The 19,998-nt window shown below is 61.3% G+C and carries 20 protein-coding genes, 1 pseudogene and 1 other annotated feature; of the genes and pseudogenes, 11 read left to right on the forward strand and 10 right to left on the reverse strand.

Annotated elements, in window-relative coordinates; all coding sequences use genetic code 11:
• Window positions 1–21 precede the first annotated feature (21 nt).
• Together AAFP32_RS14640 and AAFP32_RS14645 are read left to right on the forward strand one after the other, a co-directional pair.
• Window positions 22–2,100, forward strand: a complete 2,079-nt coding sequence (locus AAFP32_RS14640; protein WP_350269741.1) for a hypothetical protein — start codon at window positions 22–24, stop codon at window positions 2,098–2,100.
• Window positions 2,101–2,345: 245 nt separating this feature from the next.
• A complete protein-coding gene (locus AAFP32_RS14645) occupies window positions 2,346–3,719 on the forward strand; it encodes a hypothetical protein (protein ID WP_350269742.1) in 1,374 nt (457 codons plus the stop codon).
• A 149-nt stretch (window positions 3,720–3,868) separates the two neighbouring features.
• Here the strand turns inward: AAFP32_RS14645 and AAFP32_RS14650 are convergent, their stop codons facing one another.
• From AAFP32_RS14650 to dnaK, 5 genes are all read right to left on the reverse strand, one after another.
• Window positions 3,869–4,741, reverse strand: a complete 873-nt coding sequence (locus tag AAFP32_RS14650; protein WP_350269743.1) for a DUF1206 domain-containing protein — start codon at window positions 4,739–4,741, stop codon at window positions 3,869–3,871.
• Window positions 4,742–4,828: 87 nt separating this feature from the next.
• Window positions 4,829–5,266: a heat shock protein transcriptional repressor HspR gene (locus AAFP32_RS14655; protein WP_350269744.1), complete on the reverse strand. Its 438-nt coding sequence runs from the start codon at window positions 5,264–5,266 to the stop codon at window positions 4,829–4,831.
• Between the two features lie 14 nt (window positions 5,267–5,280).
• Complete coding sequence (locus AAFP32_RS14660) at window positions 5,281–6,306, reverse strand: DnaJ C-terminal domain-containing protein (protein ID WP_350269745.1); 1,026 nt, start codon at window positions 6,304–6,306, stop codon at window positions 5,281–5,283.
• 145 nt (window positions 6,307–6,451) lie between these two features.
• Window positions 6,452–7,153: a nucleotide exchange factor GrpE gene (locus AAFP32_RS14665; protein ID WP_350269746.1), complete on the reverse strand. Its 702-nt coding sequence runs from the start codon at window positions 7,151–7,153 to the stop codon at window positions 6,452–6,454.
• Entirely contained in the window at window positions 7,153–9,015 is a 1,863-nt protein-coding gene (gene dnaK / locus AAFP32_RS14670; RefSeq protein ID WP_350269747.1) for a molecular chaperone DnaK, read from the reverse strand. The genes AAFP32_RS14665 and dnaK overlap by 1 nt, the downstream gene beginning before the upstream one ends.
• 412 nt (window positions 9,016–9,427) lie before the next feature.
• Here dnaK and AAFP32_RS14675 point away from each other — a divergent pair, with 412 nt between their 5' ends.
• The 4 genes from AAFP32_RS14675 to AAFP32_RS14690 all read left to right on the forward strand — a co-directional run bounded on the left by AAFP32_RS14675 (window position 9,428) and on the right by AAFP32_RS14690 (window position 11,315).
• Window positions 9,428–9,739, forward strand: a complete 312-nt coding sequence (locus tag AAFP32_RS14675) for a transposase (RefSeq protein WP_350269748.1) — start codon at window positions 9,428–9,430, stop codon at window positions 9,737–9,739.
• Window positions 9,700–9,828: a sequence feature (AL1L pseudoknot), on the forward strand. Its footprint overlaps the gene before it by 40 nt.
• The gene (locus AAFP32_RS14680) at window positions 9,790–10,191 is read left to right on the forward strand and encodes an IS3 family transposase (RefSeq protein ID WP_350269749.1); all 402 of its coding nucleotides are present in this window, start codon (window positions 9,790–9,792) and stop codon (window positions 10,189–10,191) included. It overlaps the preceding feature by 39 nt.
• A gap of 54 nt (window positions 10,192–10,245) precedes the next feature.
• Window positions 10,246–10,659 carry an integrase core domain-containing protein gene (locus tag AAFP32_RS14685; protein ID WP_350269750.1) on the forward strand — a complete coding sequence of 138 codons (414 nt, stop codon included), beginning with the start codon at window positions 10,246–10,248 and terminating at the stop codon, window positions 10,657–10,659.
• 32 nt (window positions 10,660–10,691) lie between these two features.
• Window positions 10,692–11,315, forward strand: a complete 624-nt coding sequence (locus AAFP32_RS14690; RefSeq protein ID WP_350269751.1) for an FAD-dependent oxidoreductase — start codon at window positions 10,692–10,694, stop codon at window positions 11,313–11,315.
• Window positions 11,316–11,480: 165 nt separating this feature from the next.
• Here the strand turns inward: AAFP32_RS14690 and AAFP32_RS14695 are convergent, their stop codons facing one another.
• Window positions 11,481–12,308, reverse strand: a complete 828-nt coding sequence (locus AAFP32_RS14695) for a hypothetical protein (RefSeq protein ID WP_350269752.1) — start codon at window positions 12,306–12,308, stop codon at window positions 11,481–11,483.
• 72 nt (window positions 12,309–12,380) lie between these two features.
• On the opposite strand from AAFP32_RS14695, the gene AAFP32_RS14700 reads away from it, so the two are divergent.
• Window positions 12,381–12,674, forward strand: a complete 294-nt coding sequence (locus AAFP32_RS14700; RefSeq protein WP_350269753.1) for a biopolymer transporter Tol — start codon at window positions 12,381–12,383, stop codon at window positions 12,672–12,674.
• Between the two features lie 70 nt (window positions 12,675–12,744).
• On the opposite strand, the gene AAFP32_RS14705 is transcribed toward AAFP32_RS14700, so the two are convergent.
• Complete coding sequence (locus tag AAFP32_RS14705) at window positions 12,745–13,209, reverse strand: SRPBCC family protein (RefSeq protein WP_350269754.1); 465 nt, start codon at window positions 13,207–13,209, stop codon at window positions 12,745–12,747.
• A gap of 257 nt (window positions 13,210–13,466) precedes the next feature.
• Between AAFP32_RS14705 and AAFP32_RS14710 the strand changes: the two are divergent.
• Both AAFP32_RS14710 and AAFP32_RS14715 read left to right on the forward strand, forming a co-directional pair.
• Window positions 13,467–13,526 (forward strand): annotated as a pseudogene (locus AAFP32_RS14710) (hypothetical protein); the annotation flags it as partial.
• Window positions 13,527–13,541: 15 nt separating this feature from the next.
• A complete protein-coding gene (locus AAFP32_RS14715) occupies window positions 13,542–13,925 on the forward strand; it encodes an IS30 family transposase (protein ID WP_420883403.1) in 384 nt (127 codons plus the stop codon).
• A gap of 74 nt (window positions 13,926–13,999) precedes the next feature.
• Here the strand turns inward: AAFP32_RS14715 and AAFP32_RS14720 are convergent, their stop codons facing one another.
• The gene (locus tag AAFP32_RS14720) at window positions 14,000–15,046 is read right to left on the reverse strand and encodes a succinylglutamate desuccinylase/aspartoacylase domain-containing protein (RefSeq protein WP_193070202.1); all 1,047 of its coding nucleotides are present in this window, start codon (window positions 15,044–15,046) and stop codon (window positions 14,000–14,002) included.
• 156 nt (window positions 15,047–15,202) lie between these two features.
• Entirely contained in the window at window positions 15,203–15,859 is a 657-nt protein-coding gene (locus AAFP32_RS14725; RefSeq protein ID WP_350269755.1) for a GntR family transcriptional regulator, read from the reverse strand.
• 180 nt (window positions 15,860–16,039) lie between these two features.
• On the opposite strand from AAFP32_RS14725, the gene AAFP32_RS14730 reads away from it, so the two are divergent.
• A complete protein-coding gene (locus AAFP32_RS14730) occupies window positions 16,040–17,221 on the forward strand; it encodes an aromatic ring-hydroxylating dioxygenase subunit alpha (RefSeq protein ID WP_350269756.1) in 1,182 nt (393 codons plus the stop codon).
• Window positions 17,222–17,227: 6 nt separating this feature from the next.
• On the forward strand, window positions 17,228–18,862 hold the full coding sequence (locus AAFP32_RS14735) for a PDR/VanB family oxidoreductase (protein WP_350269757.1): 1,635 nt from the start codon (window positions 17,228–17,230) through the stop codon (window positions 18,860–18,862).
• A gap of 53 nt (window positions 18,863–18,915) precedes the next feature.
• Here AAFP32_RS14735 and AAFP32_RS14740 read toward each other — a convergent pair whose 3' ends face one another.
• Window positions 18,916–19,890: an ABC transporter substrate-binding protein gene (locus AAFP32_RS14740; protein ID WP_420883404.1), complete on the reverse strand. Its 975-nt coding sequence runs from the start codon at window positions 19,888–19,890 to the stop codon at window positions 18,916–18,918.
• Window positions 19,891–19,998 lie beyond the last annotated feature (108 nt).

Below are 19,998 nucleotides of genomic sequence, written 5' to 3' on the forward strand. Positions count from 1 at the left end.
CTCTAGATTGAAGGCACTCCAATGAAGAAGCTCATTCTCGCGCCGGCTGTGGCCCTCGCGTTCACTGGTCTGGTGGCCGCCCCAGTCGCCGCCGCCGAGACCCCGTCATCGTCGACGCAGTCGGACTCCACCGCGGCCAAGGCCGAGCAGGTCAAGAAGGAGAAGGCCGAGAAGCTCGCGAAGGAAAAGGCTGAGCGGGAGAAGAAGGACGCAGCCGAGAAGAAGGCTGCAGACAAGAAAGCAGCGGACGACAGGGCAGACAAAAAATCTGGCGATGATGCCAAAGATGCGAAGAAGCCTGCGCCCAAGGACGACGACAAGGGCAACGACTCGAAGGATCCCGAGGATCCTCAGAACGAAGTCGAAAAAATAGATGCTCAGCTGCAGGTTGCCACCTCGTCGGTCTCGGCCGAAGACCTCGCGTCAGACGGCCTCAGGGTCACCGTGACCGGCCTCGAAAAGGGTGACAAGCTCACGACCTCTGGACTGACGGCGCCGGCTACGACTGCCGCTGCTGACGGCAAGGAGTCGCTCACCCTCGGCTACTCCGGCGACGCCGAGGACCTCAAAGAGGGGACCAAGAACTTCTCCGTCAAGGTCCAGCGCGCGGGCGTTGCGGCGCAGTCGTTGTCTGGCTCGACCACCATTGTCGAGGCCCAGACCGCCATTGATTCCGACCTCACAGTCAACCCCGACGAAGTCACTGCCGAGGACCTCACCGACCCCGACAAGGGCATCCAGGCCACCATCACCAACCTCGAAGAAGGGGACACGGTCACCGATGACCTCACTGACAAGCCCCGGACTGTCGACGCTGATGGCGACTTCACCTTCGGCGTCTACTACGACGGTCCTGCTGAGACCCTCAAAGAGGGGCCGATTCCCCTCACCGCAACGGTTCAGCGTAACGGCGAAGAGCCGGAGACACTCAACGCCGAGATCAACGTTGCTGACGAAGCCGAACCGCAGATCTCGCTCGACACCGATGAGATCAGTGCACACGATTTCTATGAGAAGGGCCTCAAGGTCACCGGTGAGGGATTCAACCCCGAGAGCACGGTGGAGCTGCGCACCCAACCAGACGGATCCCCGGGAACCTTCTTCCACGGCGAAGTCACAGCTGACGCAGAGGGCAAGATCAGCGGCACCGTCCAGGCACCCGATGATATTCGCAAGCCCGGTGCATACACATTGTTGGCGATCGACCCCGACGACGATTCGAACTCTGCTGATGTTGCGTTCACCGTCACCGAAGACGACGCCGTCGATCCGATCGATGCCTCGCTCACAGTCGATCCCAAGAAGATCACTGCCGAGGACCTTTCGAACAAGGACAAGGGCGTCACGGTCACCGTCTCGGGTGTGAAGAAGGGTGACAAGATCACCGACTCCCTGACCGGGGACAGCGAGACAGCAGATGCCGACGGAGACTACACGCTCCACCTCTACTACCAGGGCAACCCGGACAGTCTCGAAGAGGGCAAGGTGCCGTTCACGGTCACAATCGACCGCGAGGGCACCGAGTCGCAGACACTGAACGGCAACATCAACGTCGTCGCTGAAGACAACGAAGACGATGGGGATGACGGAGACAACGGGGACACTCCCGAAGCTCCTGCGGAGGCATCGTTCTCGGTCTCACCCAAGACTCTCGAAGCTGCAGACTTCGCCAATGACAAGAAGGGTGTCACCCTGGCCGTCGAGGGCTGCGAGCCCGGCGCGGAGGTGCACTTCGCGGTCACGCCCAAGGGCATCCAGGTCACCGCGTACGAGAACACGGTCAAGGCCGATGACGAGGGCAAGGCTTCGGTCAGTGTCTTCGGCACCTCCGCCAACGTGTCGGCATACGTCGGCTCCTACACAGCCAGTGCAACCTGTGGCGACGACACGATGAAGGAATCGTTCACAGTCACCGCCGGCGCAGATGGCGGCGGCAGCGACGGACACGACAATGACGGGAACGATGGCAGCCAGCTGCCACGCACCGGTGCAGACCTTGGTGGCCTCGCCTCGGGAGCGATTCTCCTTCTCGTCGGTGGAGCAGCAATCGCGATGACCGGTCGCCGCAAGAAGGTCGGACAGTCGCCTTCCGACTTCTGATCAGGCACCACCCAGGTGATCACTCAATGTGATTGATCATGTGAGCGCTTGAATGAGTGTGGCCCCGATTCCGGTCGGGGCCACACTCATTTTCGACAGGTTCACCGTCCCAGCCGGTCGACGACGCCTGTCACTGATCCGTACAACAAGTGTGAACAAAACGACCACAACTATGCACGTCGTAAATATGTCATTATTGTTACCTGCGTAGGAGATCATTCTCAGCTATAAGAACGAAGGACACTATGAAGAAGCTTGCACTCGCCCCCGCAGTGGCACTGGCCATCACCGGCCTGGCCGCATCCCCCGTCATGGCTGCACCCACAGCCCCTTCCGCCGACGTTTTAGAACAGACCAACATCGTGGTCAGCCAGAACGAGAGCCAGGCAGACAAAACCGATTCTGCCAAGGAAGCAGCCAAAGACGGCGCCGAGGATCAGGCCGCCCTCGAAGCATCCGTCTCGGTGTCACCGAAGAAGATCAGCCAGACTGACCTCGCTGACGAGGCCATGGGTGTCAAAGTCACGGTCTCGGGCCTCGACGCTGGCGACACCGTCACTGACAACGCGTCCTTCGAAGGCAAGGAACCGCTGACCGCAGAAGGCGACACCGTCGAGTACACCATCTACAACAAGACCGGTGATCCCGCTGCCATCGATCCTCAGGTACTCAACTTCACCGTGACAGTTATGCGCGGCGAAGAGAAGCAGGAAATCCCGGCTGAATTCGAAGTCACCGCAGACGAAGAAGAGACAGAGGCACCCTCGGTCGACCCGAAGGTCTCCCTCGACGATAAGACGATCTCTGCCTCCGACTTCGAGAAGGACGGCCTCAAGGTCACCGGCGAGGGTTTCACTCCTGACAGCACGGTGAACATGTACAGCGACGCAGCGGGAAACCAGTCGCCGTTCTTCCACAACGAACTCACGGCTGACGAAGACGGCAAGATCAGCGGCACTGTCAAAGCTCCTGAAGACGGGCTCGAAGCTGGCGACTACACACTGTTCGCTGTCGACGCCGAGACCGATGAAGTCTCGAACTCCGTCCAGTTCACCGTCACCGAAGATGAGACCGAAGAGCCGAAGCCGACTACCCCGGCTGCTGAAGCCACGCTGACCGTCTCGCCCGAGACCATCGACGCCACTGACTTCGTCGTGAACAACAAGGGCGTCACGCTGGCAGTCGAGAACTGCGAGCCCGGCTCGGACGTTCGCTACCTGGTCACCCCCAAGGGCAACTCGAACGTCACCGCCTACGACAACACCGTCAAGGCCGATGACGAGGGCAATGCCTCCGTGAACGTCTACGGCACCTCTGCCAGTGATCCGTCGGCCTACCTCGGTGACTATGACGTCAGCGTCACCTGTGGCGACGACGAGATGACCGGAGCATTCACCGTCGGCGAAGACGCCAATGCCGGTGGCAGCGACGGAAACGAAGACGGCAACGGCAACGGCAATGGCGGCGACGAAGACGGAAATGGTGGCGGCGATCTGCCCCGCACCGGCACCGAGCTCACCGGCCTCGTCGGCGGTGCAGCACTCCTCCTCGTTGGTGGAGTTGCGGTGACGATGACCATGCGTCGCAAGAAGGCTGTTCAGGATCCTTCACAGATCTGATATCGGCCCGTGAGCTCATCTGAGCTCATCCGCAACTGAGAAGAGCGCGAATCCTGATCGGGTTCGCGCTCTTCATCTCTTCGGGCAGTGAGCGGCGGCCGAAGGGTGCAACCTTCGAACCGCTCACGGTCCACCCCGGACCATGCCGCTCATTCCATACGGTCATAACGCGAACGCAGACCGAGGAAGATGCCATAGAGCACTAGACCGATGCCGACAGCGAGCATGAGGTAAGGGCCGAACGGCTGGTCACGCATCGCCTTGAGTGCGCCATCAATCCCGGTGAACTCCTCGGGATCTCCGGTTGCGGCAGAGACGAAGACCAGAATTCCCATCGCGAGCAGCGTCACACCCTTCCCCAAGTACCCGATGACCCCGGTGGCGAGCAGCAGCGAGCGCACAGGACGCTGGCCCGGCATACGCAGATCGTCCTTCCAATTGCACACGACGCCATTGATGCAGAACGAAATCCCGACGATGACGATGACGACCCCGATGGCCATGAGAAGGTAGAGCCCACCCGGCGCCTTAGCCAAGGTCACCGACGCCTGCGAACTGGCTTTGCCCGAGTCAGACCCGCTGCCGACGACGAACTGTGAGAAGGTCAGGGCAATCGCACAATAGACGATTGCCGAACCGAACATCTTGAAGAAGTCGATCCATCGGCGTCGCCCCTCGTGCTCCTGGAGATCACGTGATTCGGCCCCGCGCAAAGATGACGAGCCGAAGAATGCATTGACCAGGCACCACAGGGTCATCAGCGCACAGCCGATCAGACACAGAACGATGAGCACCATGCCGAACGGCTTCGCCGCGATCTGCTGTATTGCACCAGTCTGATCGGCCTCACCGCTTCGCCCGAAACCGACTGCGACCGCGGTGACCCCGAGGACGGTGTGCACTAACCCATTGGCGAGGAAGCCAGCTCGCGCAGTCCTTTCGAACCACGTGCTGTCGGCCGCCTCCTGCACTGCTTCGTCCGCGGAATCGGCGGCCCGTTTGATCTTGTCGGATCTGTCCATGAAAGACAGTTTTACACAACTGGCGTCATGCGATCGACAATTCAGATGTGCCCGGAGACCGTAGTCTCCGGGCATATCAGTTCGAAACTACCGGCGCCGGAACCTGTTGTACAGAACCATCGCGCCCGGCTCGGGCCTCCCTTGAGGACGCCTGCCACGCGAAATCGAAACAACATCACCGGCAGAGCCAGCAGCGAAGACGCGTGCTTCGCGTTCCTTCGCTGACATCCGAGACCTGACTTCAGTCTCGAGCTCCTCGTTCCGAGACTGGAGCGCATCGACTTGGTTCTGCAGGTCGATGATCTTCTTGATTCCCACCAGGTTCACACCCTCGTCCTGCGAGAGCTGCTGAATCAGCCGGAGTTTGGCGATGTCTCGCCCCGTGTACCGCCGGCCTCTGCCGGCGGTGCGCTCGGGGATGACGAGACCCAGACGGTCATACTGGCGCAGCGTCTGCGGGTGCATTCCTGCGAGGTCCGCCGCCACCGAAATGACGTACACCGCTGCACTGGTCGATATGTGCATCGTGCTTCACCACCTCAACTGGCCTTGGCTTTGTCGAGCAGTCCGTCCCGTGGGTCCTCGTTCTCGGTCGCCGAGCGGAACGATTCGACCGCTTCTTTGGCGTCCTTCGACAGATTCTGTGGGACAACAATCTCCGCGGTCACCAGCAGATCGCCGGTGCCCTTCTTGGTTTTCACGCCTTTGCCGCGCAGACGCATCGTCCGCCCCGAAGGCGTGCCTGGGGCGATCTTCATCGTCACCGGCATTCCGTCGAGCGTCGGCACCTTGACCTCGGCGCCCAAGGCAGCCTCATCGAAGCTCACCGGCAGATCCATCCGCAGGTTGTCACCATCACGGGTGAAGACGGGGTGTGGCTTGACCTTGATCGTCAATATCACGTCTCCGGCCTCGCCGCCATTGGGGCTGGTCTTGCCTTTGCCTGCCAGCCGGATCTTCTGCCCGTCCTTGACGCCGATGGGCGTGCGCACGGTCAGAGGCTTCCCACCCGGCATGTTCAGCTTCACCGAGGCACCGTTGATGGCCTCTGTGAAGGACAAAGTGGTGCTGGACTTGATGTCACCGCCCTTGACCGGTGGCGAATATCCGCCACCGAAACCACCACCGCCATAGCCTCCGCCTCCGCCGAAGCCGTTGAGGAGGTCAGCCAGGTCAGGGGGCACGTCTCCCCCGCCTCCACCGTAGGACGCACGAGTCCGTGTCCGTCCGCCACCGCCGAAGAGGTCGGAGAATACGTCGTCGAAGCCGCCACCAGCGCTGCCTCCCGGCCCACCGGAACCGGCACTGAACCTGGCCCCGCCGCCCATGGCGCGGACCTGATCGTACTGTTCGCGAGATTCCTTGTCCGACAGCACCTGATGCGCCTGGCCGAGCTCTTTGAACTTGTCTTCAGCCTTGGAATCACCAGGATTGGCATCCGGATGATACTTGCGCGCCAGTTTGCGATAGGCCTTCTTGATGTCTGCGTCGGAAGCATCTTTGGAGACGCCGAGGGTCTTGTAGAAGTCCTTCTCGAACCAATCATTCTGAGGACCGGTATTCACCTGGCACCTCCTTCCGTGTCTTCTTCATCAGTGTATTCAATTGTCTCCTCACAATCCGCAGCCCCGGGACCTTGATCCCGGGAGATCCGGACCGCCGCCGAGGTGATTCCACGTTCGCGGGACCACCTCGGCGAAGGTGTGTTTCTCAGTCCTCCGGCTGTGCAACGCCTACGCGCGCCGCCCGGATGACTCGGTCACCAAGACGGTAGCCCGGCTGCATGACCAGGGAGACGGTCGGAGTCTCGACGTCGTCCGAAGGCTGCTGCATGAGTGCCTCATGCAGTCGCGGATCGAACTCATCGCCGACGTCACCGTACTGCTCGACGCCGACCTTGGTCAGCGAGTCGATCAGCTTATTGACGTGGGTCTCGAAAGGCCCCGTGACGTCGCCGTTCTCCTGCGCCAGACGGACCTCGTCAAGCACGGGGATCAGAGCCTCGACGGCCTTGATCGTGCCACCGGTTGCCGCCCGCTCGCGTTCGCGATCGGCCCGCATCCGGTAGGCGGCGTACTCGGCGTTGATGCGCTTGAGGTCGGCCAGGTGCGCTGCGGCCTCAGTTCCCGGTGCGGGTTCGGCAGCCTCTTCGCCCTGCGCTGCCTCGGTGTCGTTCAACGTCGAAGCATCGGCCGGAATGTCGACTCCGAGGTCACTGGCATCGGCCAGATTCTCATCGGCGCCCTGGACATCCTCGGCGCCGTTGGCATCATTCGCCTCACCGGCCTCCGCCGAGGTCGACTGTGCGTCGGCCTCTGGGCGGAGTTCACCGGTGTCCGGATCGATCCGGCGCTTGTCGCTGAAGGTGAAGCCTGGCTCCTCGGACGACGGATCGTTGCCCTCGGCAGTCATTACTTCTTCTCCTCGTCCTCTTCGTCGACAACCTCAGCGTCGACGACATCGTCGTCGGCACTTGCATCGGCATCGCCCGCGGCCTCTTCACCAGCGGCACCTTCGGCACCTGGCTGGTTGTAGATGGCTTCGCCGATCTTCTGCTGGTTGGCGACGAGCTTGTCGTAGGCCGACTTCACGGCGTCGTCGTCTTCGCCCTTGAGTGCTTCCTTGAGAGATTCGACATCCGAGTTGATCTCGGTCTTGACCTCTTCAGGCAGCTTGTCCTCGTTGTCGGTGATGAGCTTCTCGGTCTGGTAGGCGAGGTTCTCCGCATTGTTGCGGACATCGGCGGCCTCACGGCGCTTCTTGTCCTCTTCTGCGTGCTCCTCGGCCTCCTGGACCATCCGGTCGATGTCTTCCTTCGGCAGTGCCGAACCGCCGGTGATCGTCATCGACTGTTCGGTGCCGGTGCCCTTGTCGGTGGCCGACACGTGCACGATGCCGTTGGCGTCGATGTCGAAGGCGACCTCGATCTGCGGCACGCCACGAGGGGCCGGAGCGATGCCGGTCAGCTCAAAGGTGCCCAGGTTCTTGTTGTCGCGAGTGAACTCACGCTCACCCTGGAAGACCTGGATCGACACGGAGGGCTGGTTGTCCTCAGCCGTAGTGAAGGTCTCCGAACGCTTGGTCGGGATCGGGGTGTTGCGCTCGATGAGCTTGGTCATCACGCCGCCCTTGGTCTCGAGTCCGAGCGACAGCGGGGTGACGTCGATGAGCAGAACGTCCTTGCGTTCGCCCACGAGCACACCGGCCTGCACAGCCGCGCCGATCGCGACGACCTCATCGGGGTTGACGCCCTTGTTGGGCTCCTTGCCTCCGGTGAGCTCGGTGACGACGGTGGAAACGGCTGGCATACGGGTCGAGCCGCCGACGAGAACGACGTGGTCAATCTCCGAGACGGAGACGCCGGCGTCCTTCATGACTGCGTGGAACGGAGCCTTGGTGCGCTCAAGGAGGTCCTTGGTCAGGTCCTCGAACTTCGCCCGCGTCAGGGTCTCATCCAGGTGGATGGGTCCGTTCTCGCTCATCGACAGGTACTGCAGCGAGATGTTGGTGCTGGTGGCCGAGGAGAGTTCCTTCTTGGCCTGCTCCGAGGCTTCCTTGAGACGCTGGATCGCTGTCGCGTCCTTGCTCAGGTCGACGCCGTAGCCGTTCTTGACCTCACCGACGAGCCAGTCGACGATGCGCTGATCCCAGTCGTCGCCGCCGAGGCGGTTGTCGCCTGAGGTCGCACGGACCTGAATCGTGGAGAAGTCGTCTTCGTCCTTGCCGACTTCCAGCAGGGAGACGTCGAAGGTACCGCCACCGAGATCGAAGACGAGAATGGTCTCGTCTTCCTTGCCGCGCTCGAGGCCGTAGGCCAGAGCTGCGGCGGTCGGCTCGTTGATGATGCGCGAGACCTTGAGTCCAGCGATCTCACCGGCATCCTTCGTGGCCTGGCGCTCAGCATCGTTGAAGTAGGCGGGAACGGTGATGACTGCTTCGCTGACATCTTCCTGCAGGTACTCTTCAGCGTCGTGCTTGAGCTTCTGCAGGATGCGAGCCGACACCTCAGGAGCCGACATCTTCTTGCCGCCGATCTCTGTGGACCAGTCGGTTCCCATGTGGCGCTTGACCGAAGCGACGGTGTTCTTGATGTTGGTGACGGCCTGGCGCTTGGCGATTTCGCCGACCAGGGAGTCGCCGTTCTTGTTGACAGCAACGACGGATGGGGTCGTACGACCGCCTTCCGAGTTTGCGATGACCTTAGGGTCGCCGCCTTCGAGGACTGTGACGACGGAATTCGTGGTTCCGAGGTCGATTCCAACTGCACGTGCCATAACGTTCTCTCCTTAAATGTCGTGAGTATCTTCGACTCGAATGTGTGCGATCGGGCGGATCCGGTTCTTGAGTCAGAACCACTCGACCGCACACATTGAGCCAACCGGACTCAAGTATTCTCTTCGAGGTTCCGACCGTCAAGTCGGCCTCATCAAAGTTGCGTACACCAGACTCAACTTTGCTGAGGGAGATTTTATTCCGATAGACGAAAGTTTCTCGGAAAAGACCTGTTGTAGGTTCTCGATTAAGTTGTCACTTTCTCACTTTCTTGGCCATGGCGTGTCAAATTTCTCACGCACCTGTCAATCGAGGACCATGAGGATATGGTCGTTCGCAACGTAGCGTTCCGATACTGCATGGATCGCCCCGGGGATAATAGAGGCAGGGAGATTGGAAGAAGGAGATTCTCTCATGCCAGTGAAATACACCGATGAGCTCAAAGCTCGTGCCGTCGAGCTCGTCATTCATGCCCAGGCCGATCCTGAGACCGCGAGCAGGGCAATCACCCGCGTCGCGAACGAACTCGGCCTGAGCAAGGAGACCCTGCGAGTTTGGGTGCGCAAGCACAAGGACTCCGGCAGAGCCACGCCGACGGAATCGGTCGACCTTGAGGCCGAAAACCGTCGACTGCGCGCCGAGTTGACCGAAGCGAAACGGGCAAACGAGATACTTCGCCGGGCGTCGGCTTTCTTCGCGGCGGAGCTCGACCGCCCATCCAAGTAATCGTCGATTTCATCGACAACAACCGCGACGAGTTCGGAGTCGAGCCAATCGTGCGCGCCCTTTCAGGGACTGCTGCACGGATTGCTGTGAGCTCGTATTACGCGTACAAATTACGCCAGCCTTCAGCCCGTGCTGTCCGGGACCGGGAGCTCAAGACCGCCATCCGGGACGTCTACGAGGCGAACTATTCCTGTTACGGGGTGCGGAAGATGTGGAAGGCGATCAACCGCGAGTATGCGGACCGGTTCGGGAATATCGCTCGGTGCACGGTCGAGCGGTTGATGCGCCAGCTGGGCATTGACGGGGTTCGTCGTCGGCGGAAGCGTCCGAAGACGGCCTCGGCCAGGGCCGAGGAGTGCCCGGAGGATCTCGTCGAACGTGAGTTCACAGCTGAGGGTCCGAACTGTCTCTGGGTCGCCGACATCACCTATATTCCGACCCAGGCTGGGTGAGTATACACAACGTTCATTCTCGACGTCTTCCACCGCGAGATCGTGGGTTGGCAGGTGACGAATCATATGCGTGAGTCGCTGGCCAGGGACGCGTTGACGATGGCTCTGGCAGCGAAGTTCCGGGCCGGCGAAGACGTGTCCAGGCTTGTCCACCACTCGGATCGCGGAGTCCAATTCAGGTCGATTCGCTATGGCGAGACTCTGGCAGAATCCGAGATCGTGGCGTCGGTGGGGTCACGCGGGGACTCATACGATAATGCCATGGCTGAAGCACTGAATTCAGTCTACAAAGCGGAACTGATCGACCGTCGCGAATGGTCGGGGTTGATCGAGGTGATGGCAGCGACATCGAAATGGATCGGGTGGTACAACCGGCAACGACTGCATTCGGCGATCGGATATCGACCTCCGTTCGAGGTCCAAGCTGAGTGGACCAACCAGGGTGCGACCGCGAGCGTAGCTGCATAGAAAACCAGGAAAAACAGCCTCTATGAAACCCGGTGCTTGACATTGCCCGTCTCGCCGGAGGGGCAACGTATCCCAAGATTGTTCCCTTCCTCGGCCAATACTCGATGCTGGCTTCGAAACACCGGAGCATCCTTAACGGGCTCGTATACCCGGTTCCCGACCCCGCCTACCCGTTCCTAGGTGTACATCTCACGAAGCGAGTTGATGGCGAAATGCTAATGGGCCCCAACGCGTTCCTTTCGTTTGGACGAGAAAACTACAGCGGCTGGGGCATCGGGATCAAGGACAGCCTCGACGTGGTCTTCAGCGCAGCCTTCTGGAAGTTCGCATCACGGAATATCAGGGCCGCTATCCACGAGTTTGGCGCAGTAGTTTCCCGCAAGAAGTTCCTTGCGGGAGCCGCCGCTTACGCCCCGGCCCTGGACGGAGCACGATCCACGCCCATTACCCGCGGGATCCGCGCGCAGGCGATGGATGAAAACGGGCAATTGGTGGATGACTTCGTTATCGAACAACTGGGTCGCGTCACTGCGCTGAGAAATGCCCCCTCTCCCGGCGCAACATCTGCGTTGGCGATTGCCGAGCACCACGTCCAGGAAATCGATGAAACCATGGCAAGGTTCACAGGCGGGGCGTCGAAGAGCGACGTTCACTAGCCCAGGGGTTCATCGCAGTGCGGGAAGCCGTTGATGTCCGTTTTTAGGACTCAGCGGCTTCCTGATCTCAAGCCCGTCGTTCCCACCGTGGTCACCGGTGTGTACCCCGGGCCCCACACCTTTCGGTTGTTGTTCTCATATTGCATCAAGCAGATGGGTGCCGATTCATCCGGCAAGGTTGGCGTTGGAGCCATTGCTTGAGGCATTCACGGAGGCGGGCCAACCCGGGTGTTTCATTCCCACATGGGCCCGGCGGCAAATGACTGGACGGCGGCAAGTAGGACCGTCATACCTTGGTCTCATCAGACAGCAGACCAACGTAGCGGTAGACAGGTGCCCTGCTGATGCCCAGCAGCTTCCCGATCTCGGATGGAGGTGAGCCCAGCCGTCCGGTATTGGCCGGCTTGCCTGGCCTCGGCTTCCCACGGTCAAAACCGCCTGGGCATTTGGCACCTGCAGGCGGTTCTGGCTGCAGCGGATATCGATCGCGGCCTTCGCGCTGTGCCCGATGCGGATGGTCATGGCCGGATTGATGCCGACGAACTCGATGCCGAGCTTCTTCCCCTGCGTGAAGTGATCCCACAGCAGGGGAGTGCGGAAGTCGCCGAGGTGGTACGGCGCCCCGTCGGGCGTGAAGTCGGTCTTCCCGCGGGTGCGCAGTCCCGCGAGTTGGGTGAACCATTCCTGGTGGGCCGGGTCGATGTCGAACTGCCGGGCCATGCGGTCGATGGTGCGCCAGGTCAGGGTCTTCTTCACCCAGTTGCCGGACTCGCTGAGCATGAGCGGGCGGATCGCGAGGCTCGGATTCGCGCCCGGGGTGACGTCGTCCTTGTCGAGGAGGACGGAGTGCTGAGCTTCGAACCAAGTGCGGGGGATGACCTGGACGAGCTCGAATCCCAAGGCCACGGGCGTGTGCGAGTGCGGAGCCGCCTCGGCGAGTGGGGCGAAGGCATCACGCCAATCGGCGGGGATGGCGGATCGGTTGTCAGACACCAGGCCATCCTCTCATTTGCCGGTGCCACGAGACGTACGCGCTGCGTCCGGGGTGAGAGGTACAGTCGGCGCATGAGCGAGAACAGCGATGGCGAGCGGTGGCTGATCGTCAAGGGACGCCGGTGGCGACGAACAGACCCAGCACTGGAACCGAGCGTGATCGAGGAACTCAAGAGCCGCCTCGGCGCTGCGAGGAATGCCGTCAAGCAAGCGAAGAAGCGGGGTGCTGAGAATGATCTCGCGGAGGCGAGACGGAGGGTGGATGTCGCGAAGCACGGCCTCGGCGAACGCGGCGAGTATTGGTGGGAGATGTCAGTCGAAGACCGCCGGCAACGCGCGGAGACGGCCCTGAACGAACTGCGGTGAGCTCGAACAGGGCCGCCTCATCAGCCTCATCAGGCGTGAGCAGCCCGGGTGCACGCGCTGCTGCGGGGCGTCAGACTCCGGACACCGCGGCTGCCAAGTTGCCGAGGGACGATTCGAGGTCCTCTTCGCTGACGGCCGGGAAGTCGACCTGCTTGAGCACCTCCTTGTCGGTGACAGCGCTCCAGTCGTAGGTCACGGAGACCTCGGTCGAGTCATGGCTGTGGGACTTGAGCTCCCAGACCCACTCCCAGCCCGGTGGCTCTTCACCGGCCGGTGCCGTCTTCCAGGCGAGAAGCTTGTTCTCCTCAAAGCCGATGACGTGATTGTCGGTCTTGTAGTCGCCGCCCATCTTGTCCCAGTGCATGTTCATCGTGAACACTTGGCCGGTCTCGGTGATGCGATCGGTCTTGTCATCCGACTGGACCATTCCCGAGCCGTCGATCTCGGCATGACGCTCTGGATTGGAGAGGATTCGGAAGATGTCCTCTACGGGGGCATCGATCGTCCGCGAAGCGCTGATGCTCGTGTCACTCATGTCTGTCACCTTTCGTCAGGTGGTGGATGGAGTACGGGTCGGTCGACCCGTCCCTGTGGGCCACGGTATACCCTGATTCCGAATGAGGGGAGGGGGTGCGCAACCAATGACAGCAAATGTGGTCGCTTTTCCGGATCCTCGTTGAGGAATGCAGAATAGCCGACAGAGGTACGTGCCCGACGACCAAAACTTCAACATCGTAGGCAGCTATCGGCCGGCAGTCTCGCAAGGCCCGATCGCTGATCCTGCAAGGACATGTGGATGTCGTTCCGACCGGACCCTTGGAGAATTGGACTGCTCCGCCCTTCGAGCCTCGAGTCGAGAACTCCTGGCTGTACGGACGTGGCGCTGCCTGCGTCAAAGACCAGCTCATCAACCGCCTCAACCATCACAATCAGGTCCGAAGACGAGTCAGGACACTGACGTGGGATCGAGGGATGGAGCTGGCCGAGCACGAGGCCATCAGCCAAAGCACGGGTGTCGAGGTGTTCTTCGCCGACCCGCGCAGCCCCTGGCAACGAGGAACGAACGAAAACACCAACGGGCTGACGCGACAATTCCTGCCGAAGAAGACCGACCTCGGGGCCTACGACCAATCAGCTCTCGACGTCATTGCTCATGAGCTCAACACCCGACCCCGAAAGTGTTTGAGCTTCCGAACACCGCTCGAGGCCCAGCACGACCTCACCACCCGAAAACCAGAGGTGTTGCCTTGACGATTTGAATCTAAGGGTGACGCCCAGCAGCGCAAATGCAACGATGGACCTGCCGATCGACCGCCTCGCGAATCTCATTTCAACCCCTCGGGCGCATCGATTCGGCGAGCGATGTGCATGACGAAGCTACCGCGCGTTACGAGTGTCGGGCGACGAACCACCGCGACCACACCGTCGACTTCGGCGCGATGCTCGACCGGTGCTCGATGCGGATCGTCGACCGAGTACACCAGAGCGACGATATCGTCCTGGAGTACCTCGTCGCCGAGGCCGACGAGCGGTTCGAAGAGACCCGGGATCTCAGCCGGTATCCCCGATTCAGAGACAAGCTCGAGCCACTGCTGAGCCGGCCGATCGACTTCACCGACTCGAGGCGACGCGATGCCGGCAAGCGCCGCGAGCTCGACGTCCTCAGACAGGATTCCCTGATCAGTCAAAAACTGGCGCAGACCCCTGCGGATGTCAGCGAGAGTCCGGCGGTCGACTGTGCCTCCCCCGGCGAGCTCCGTGGCGACGACGGGAATCCCCGCGTCGTCCCCCGCCGAGTTGATCGATCCCGGTTCGAATTTCTCTGCCACGACGATGACATACGGAAGGTTCAGACGGCGAGCGATCTGCGATTTGGTCTGCCACAACTCCTTCGTCGGCCCCCGATAGACGAAAGCCGCATCGACATAGACGGAATTGCTGCCTCCGGAGTGCAGATCCAATGCCGCATCGGCTCTAGGAAGCAGCTGTCGACTGATGAATTCCGCAACCTGGCAGGTCGGAGCACCTTCGGCCGAACCGGGGTAAGAACGATTGAGATTGGCACCGTCGAGCGGCGAAACCCTGGTTCCGACTCGGACTGCCGGCGCATTGGCCGCAGGGACGATGATCACCGTTCCGCTGATGTGTTCAGGCGTCAGTTCCCGGGCAAGCGCTTGCAGTGCCACCTGCCCCTCGTATTCGTCGCCATGTGTGCCCGCGACCAGAAGCGCAGTAGGACCTGCACCTGACGAGACAACAGTGACCGGGACTGGGATCAGAGCAGAATCGTTGACATTGTCCGACTGAGTGAGTCCGATATATCCGTGCTGGACTCCGAATTCTTCGAAATCGATGCCTCGAATGACCGTCATAACGCTCCTTTGCGCAATAGTGGTATCGCTCGAATTCCTGGCGGGAATGTACTTACCGTATTGATAGAACCCGAGTCTCTCCAGTGTTGGACACACTGTATACAGAAACGTTTCAGTCGGCAACATCGCGCCGGAGGCGAATCGTATCGGCGGCGGTCATTCCACGATGGGGCCTCCACGTTCGTCCGCGGGATCGTGGCAGATCCGCAGAATCTCCGTGGCCTTCGCCAGATCGTGCGCCTCCAAGGCGTCTATGATCCGTTCATGATCGGAAGCGACCCGCTCCACGTGCTCCCGGCCCGGCGTGTACGTCAGTGCGATGCGTCGCTGCACAGGGTGGCTCCAGACCGAGCCCAGGAGCTCGAGCATGTAGCCATTGGGGCACGGCTCGACCAATCGACGATGGAACCTGAGAGAGACGTCGAAAACCTCCATACCATCCGTCGGGCTGCACAGCCTCGCCTCAGCAGCAAGGGTTCGCAGATGAAGCAGGTCCCTGGGTGTATGCCTGCCGAAAGCCGATCGGAGCGCGAGTTCTTCGAGAGCCGCGCGCACCTCGAAGACATCTTCGACCTGATTTCGCGAGAGATCCGTGACGAAGTACCCGCGCGAGGCCACCAAGGTCGCCAGACCATCGGTCGTCAGCTGAGTCAGCGCGTCGCGCACAGGAGTCCGGGATACGTCGAACTGCGCCGCGATCTTCTCTTGCACCAGAGGCTCACCGGCGGCCAGTTCCCCGCTCACGATCAATCGACTGACGTTCTCATAGACCTGCTCGGCCAACGGCTTGCCTGCGGCGTCTTCCGTGCCCATCGTTTCCTCCCGGCGATCTCAGCGTCCGTGCTCGATCCGCCGACCACGATGCTCGTGATCCGCGCTGCTGCTACCTCTACTCTTCCGCGATTGCCTCGGATTGCAAAATCATGTCGACATAGTACACACTGTATACAGTAGATTGAAGAAGTTCTGCTTACTCGAGCAAGGAGGCTCCCCATGGCTGATCACATCCTTAACACCTGGTACGTTGCGGCATGGTCGGATGAAGTGACGAACAAACCCATCCGGAGAATGATCTGCGAACAATCCATCGTTCTCTACCGCATTTCCGATGATCAGGCCAAGGCGCTTGCCGACCGTTGCGCCCATCGGGCGTTCCCCTTGTCCAAAGGTCGAATGCTGGGTGACTCCATCGAGTGCGGTTATCACGGCTTCACCTACGGACCTGATGGGCGGTGCACGAAGGTTCCCGGCCAGACGACGCTGCCAGAGCGGGCAGTCGTCCGTTCCTACCCCCTTCACGAGAAGGACGGCTGGATCTGGGTATGGATGGGGGGCGACCCTGCGGATGCCGATCCCAGCGATATTCCGGACACCCATTGGATGAATGATCCCAACTGGACCTCCGTCGAGCACTCCCTCCAAGTCGACTGTCGAGCCGAACTCGTGCACGACAATCTGCTCGACCTCACCCACGAGTCCTTCCTCCACAAGACGACTGTCGGCGACGACTACATCTACGAATACGGCATCACAGTCGAAGTCGACGACAATGTGGTGCTGGTGGACAGACTCATGCCCTCCGTACCCGCACCGCCACTGTACGCAGACACGATGGGAATCGACGGAAACTGGGATCGCTTCCACGCCACCGAATTCTTTGTCCCCAACAACCTCACACTTCACTCGGGCATCACGGCAGAGGGCGCGCCACGAGAAGAGGGCTACCTCATCAAAGTGCTCAACGCCATCACCCCGATCGATGCTCATACCTGCTGGTACTACTATTCATTCGCCCGCAACTTCGCCGTCGACAACGTCGAAGCCACCGAGCAGCTTCGTGAGGGTCTGGGTCTGGTGCTCGAAGAGGACAAGGACGCGCTCGAGGCGCAGGAGCTGGGAATGCAGACACGCCCCGGCCGGGAGTTCGACGTCCTCATTGCCCAGGACGGCGGCGTCGCCAAGGCCCGTCGCATCCACCAGGCGCTATTGAAGAAGGAAGCCAAGGAACGCGAGGCGAAGGAACCTCGCCGACCCGGCGCGCCGGCGAATACAAAGCCCATCGGTGCAGCAGCTCGCCGACAAGCGCAGAAGGCGGCGGCAGCCGGCGCGGGAAGGTCCGCAGCCGAGTCGACCACCTCGGCGGAGGCCACGAGCACCGCAGCCGGCGGGAGGTGATCGGGGATGTGGATGCTCGAGCGCGCGAACTCCCTCAGCGCCGCACCGACCATGCCCGATGGCAGCCGCGTCCTGGCCGCCAACCCTGACAGCGCCGAACGCGGCGACCCGTGGCGCTGGTCGATCACTCTTCATACGTCGCCGGACGGGGTAAGCACCTCTGTGAAGACTGATGAGTCCTTCGTCGTCCACACGGTCGAGCTTCTCGACGCAACCCACTGCTCGACTGTGCTCACACGATGCACCGGCGATGTCATCGTCGTCGCTGTCAAGACGGGGGAAGCGCTCATCACGGTGCCCGATGGTCCTTGGCAGCGGCGAATCCATCCCGGTGACTCCTTCGTCCTCGAGGGCGAAGTGAACGAGACCATTCGTGTCGAGCTCACCGACACACAATCGACCGCACCGTCTACTGCCTCACCCCCACCAGGACCGCTGCTCTTCGCTGGGTCCCCTGAAGCGCACAAGGAGTTGAGAATGCCATCAACAGTCGAGACGCCCACCGCCGCAGCAGAACTTCGCGATGGAGCCGGCGCCGGCGCCGAATCCAACACCCCCGCCGAGGCAGGCCCCCGGTCGCGCAGACGGCTGTCGTTCTTCGACGCATACGTCACGCAGATGCGAGTGGAGGCCGATGGCGTACTGTCCGTCGAGTTCACGCCGAGCGAGAGCGAAGCCGGGACACCATCACTTGTGGGCCTCCACCGCTGGGAGCCCGGAGCGCACCTTGACGTCCTCATGGGCGAGAGACTGGTGCGCCAGTTCTCCTTGTGCTCCCGACCGGGGGAGCCTCTGAAGGTGGCCGTGCTGCGCGAACCCGAATCGCGCGGCGGATCAGCTCACGTTCATGAGGTTCTTCGGCCGGGTTCTCAGGTTCGGCTGCGTGGGCCCAAGAACACCTTCCCACTCGAGCCCGCCGAGCACTATCGATTCATCGCCGCGGGGATCGGAATCACGCCCATCATCGCCATGGTACGCGAGGCCCATCGACGGGGCATCCCCTGGACGCTCGACTACCTCGGAAGGTCGCGTGAGACAATGGCCTTCGTCGCTGAGCTCGAAGATTTCGGCGACTGCGTGTACATTCATGAAAGTGGCGCGGACGGTCGCTTCAATCTCGGGGCACATCTCATCGAACCGGACGCCGGGGAGCTGGCATACGCTTGTGGACCGGCGGGGCTGCTCAATGAGCTGGCTGAAGCAGCGGAGTCATGGGAAAACCCCGATCTGCTACGCACCGAACTGTTCCTGGCTCAGCCCTCCGACGGTTCGACCACTGCCGGTGTCGGCTCAGATGGCCCCGGGCCGAGCAGTGCCGAATCGGGAGCTTCGCTCTTCGACGGCCCCGACGACAGCAGATCGACCGGCGATGCTCCTTTCACTGTCACGCTGACCACAGGCGAGTCGGTCGAGGTTCCCGCTGACAGGTCGGTTCTCGAATCACTGGAAGACGCAGGGTTTGCACCCCTGAGCTCGTGCCGCGAAGGAATCTGCGGCACTTGCGAGACCGCGGTGATCAACGGCGAGGTCGATCACCGCGACAGCCTCCTGTCCGAGGAGGAGAGGACGGACAGTGAGACGATGATGATCTGCGTCTCGCGTTCGTGTGGAACTTCCGGCCTCACTCTCGAACTCGAATGACCGGTTTCAGGCATCTGCTGCCGTAGCAGCCACCGGGGCACTGCCCAGCACGTTCACTTAGTCAGGTACTCGTCGAGATCGTCGAGGATGAGCCCAGCACCTGTGGGCCCGAGGCCGAGGAACCACACAGCGTCCTCGACACGAATCGCCTTGCCGTCCTTTACCGCGTCAAGACCCTTCCACTGACTCGATTTGAGGGCCTTGTCCTCGCCTGTGGCCTTGGGATCACCGTAGCTCGTGTAGAAGATATAGTCACCGCCGGCCTGATCGAGGTTCTCCGGTGAGATCTCAACGGCGAGTTCGTCGACGTCCTGCTTCTCCGGGCGTTTGAAGCCGGCATCGCCGAGGATGACTCCGATGAGTGACTGATTCGCATAGAGGCGCAGTTTCTCGAGCATGAACCGTACGAGAGAGATCGTCGGGTTGCCGTCGACGGACTTCTTCAGCGTCTTCGCTTCCTCCGCATATTCCTCGAGGTCCGCGGTGGCCTCCTTCTCCATTCCCAGGGCGTCGCCGACGAGGCGGAAGTTCTCCTTCCACGGGAACCCAGGGCGGATCGAGAATACCGTCGGAGCGATCGAGTCGAGCTCATCGTAGAGCTTGTCTGCCCGCAGCTGGCTGCCGAGGATGAGGTCGGGTTCGAGCGAGGCGATCTTCTCGAGATCGAGCTCATTGATCGTATCGACGGTCTCGACACCGTCGACCTTGTCTTCGAGGTAGCTCGGCACCGGGTTTGACCCTTCGGTGGTCACCATTCCGACAGGCTTGATGCCCAGCGAGAGGACGTCGTCGAGTTCGCCGGTGTCGAGGACGACGACCCGTTCAGGCTTCTTTTCAATCTCCGTCGACCCGTTCGCGTGCTTGATCGTGCGTGGGAACTCCCCCGGCTCGGCGTCGGTGCCGAGCTTCGCAGTCTCCTCATCCGCGGTTCCGAAGGCCTCACCACCAGTGGCGACATCTTTGTTGCCCGATTCGCCGCTACCTCCCTGGTCACCATCGGCGGCGCAGCCGCTTGCGAGGAGGGCAATGATCAAGGTTGCTGCAGCAAGCGCCGCGGCGCTCCGAGGAAAAGAAATCTTCGTAAGGGCAGTCTAACCTGACCAGCCTCTCAGTTCTTAGGTTAGGCTCACATAGCA

The sequence above is a fragment of the Brevibacterium sp. CBA3109 genome, from assembly GCF_040256645.1.
Lineage (GTDB): Bacteria > Actinomycetota > Actinomycetes > Actinomycetales > Brevibacteriaceae > Brevibacterium > Brevibacterium koreense.

Coding starts and splice junctions, on each gene's coding strand:
- dnaK (WP_350269747.1), bottom strand. CDS start 9,015: ATGGCACGTGCAGTTGGAATCGACCTCGGAACCACGAATTCCGTCGTC.
- AAFP32_RS14645 (WP_350269742.1), top strand. CDS start 2,346: ATGAAGAAGCTTGCACTCGCCCCCGCAGTGGCACTGGCCATCACCGGC.
- AAFP32_RS14725 (WP_350269755.1), bottom strand. CDS start 15,859: ATGGGCACGGAAGACGCCGCAGGCAAGCCGTTGGCCGAGCAGGTCTAT.
- AAFP32_RS14705 (WP_350269754.1), bottom strand. CDS start 13,209: ATGAGTGACACGAGCATCAGCGCTTCGCGGACGATCGATGCCCCCGTA.
- AAFP32_RS14720 (WP_193070202.1), bottom strand. CDS start 15,046: ATGACGGTCATTCGAGGCATCGATTTCGAAGAATTCGGAGTCCAGCAC.
- AAFP32_RS14650 (WP_350269743.1), bottom strand. CDS start 4,741: ATGGACAGATCCGACAAGATCAAACGGGCCGCCGATTCCGCGGACGAA.
- AAFP32_RS14665 (WP_350269746.1), bottom strand. CDS start 7,153: ATGACTGCCGAGGGCAACGATCCGTCGTCCGAGGAGCCAGGCTTCACC.
- AAFP32_RS14640 (WP_350269741.1), top strand. CDS start 22: ATGAAGAAGCTCATTCTCGCGCCGGCTGTGGCCCTCGCGTTCACTGGT.
- AAFP32_RS14730 (WP_350269756.1), top strand. CDS start 16,040: ATGGCTGATCACATCCTTAACACCTGGTACGTTGCGGCATGGTCGGAT.
- AAFP32_RS14735 (WP_350269757.1), top strand. CDS start 17,228: ATGTGGATGCTCGAGCGCGCGAACTCCCTCAGCGCCGCACCGACCATG.
- AAFP32_RS14675 (WP_350269748.1), top strand. CDS start 9,428: ATGCCAGTGAAATACACCGATGAGCTCAAAGCTCGTGCCGTCGAGCTC.
- AAFP32_RS14700 (WP_350269753.1), top strand. CDS start 12,381: ATGAGCGAGAACAGCGATGGCGAGCGGTGGCTGATCGTCAAGGGACGC.
- AAFP32_RS14655 (WP_350269744.1), bottom strand. CDS start 5,266: ATGCACATATCGACCAGTGCAGCGGTGTACGTCATTTCGGTGGCGGCG.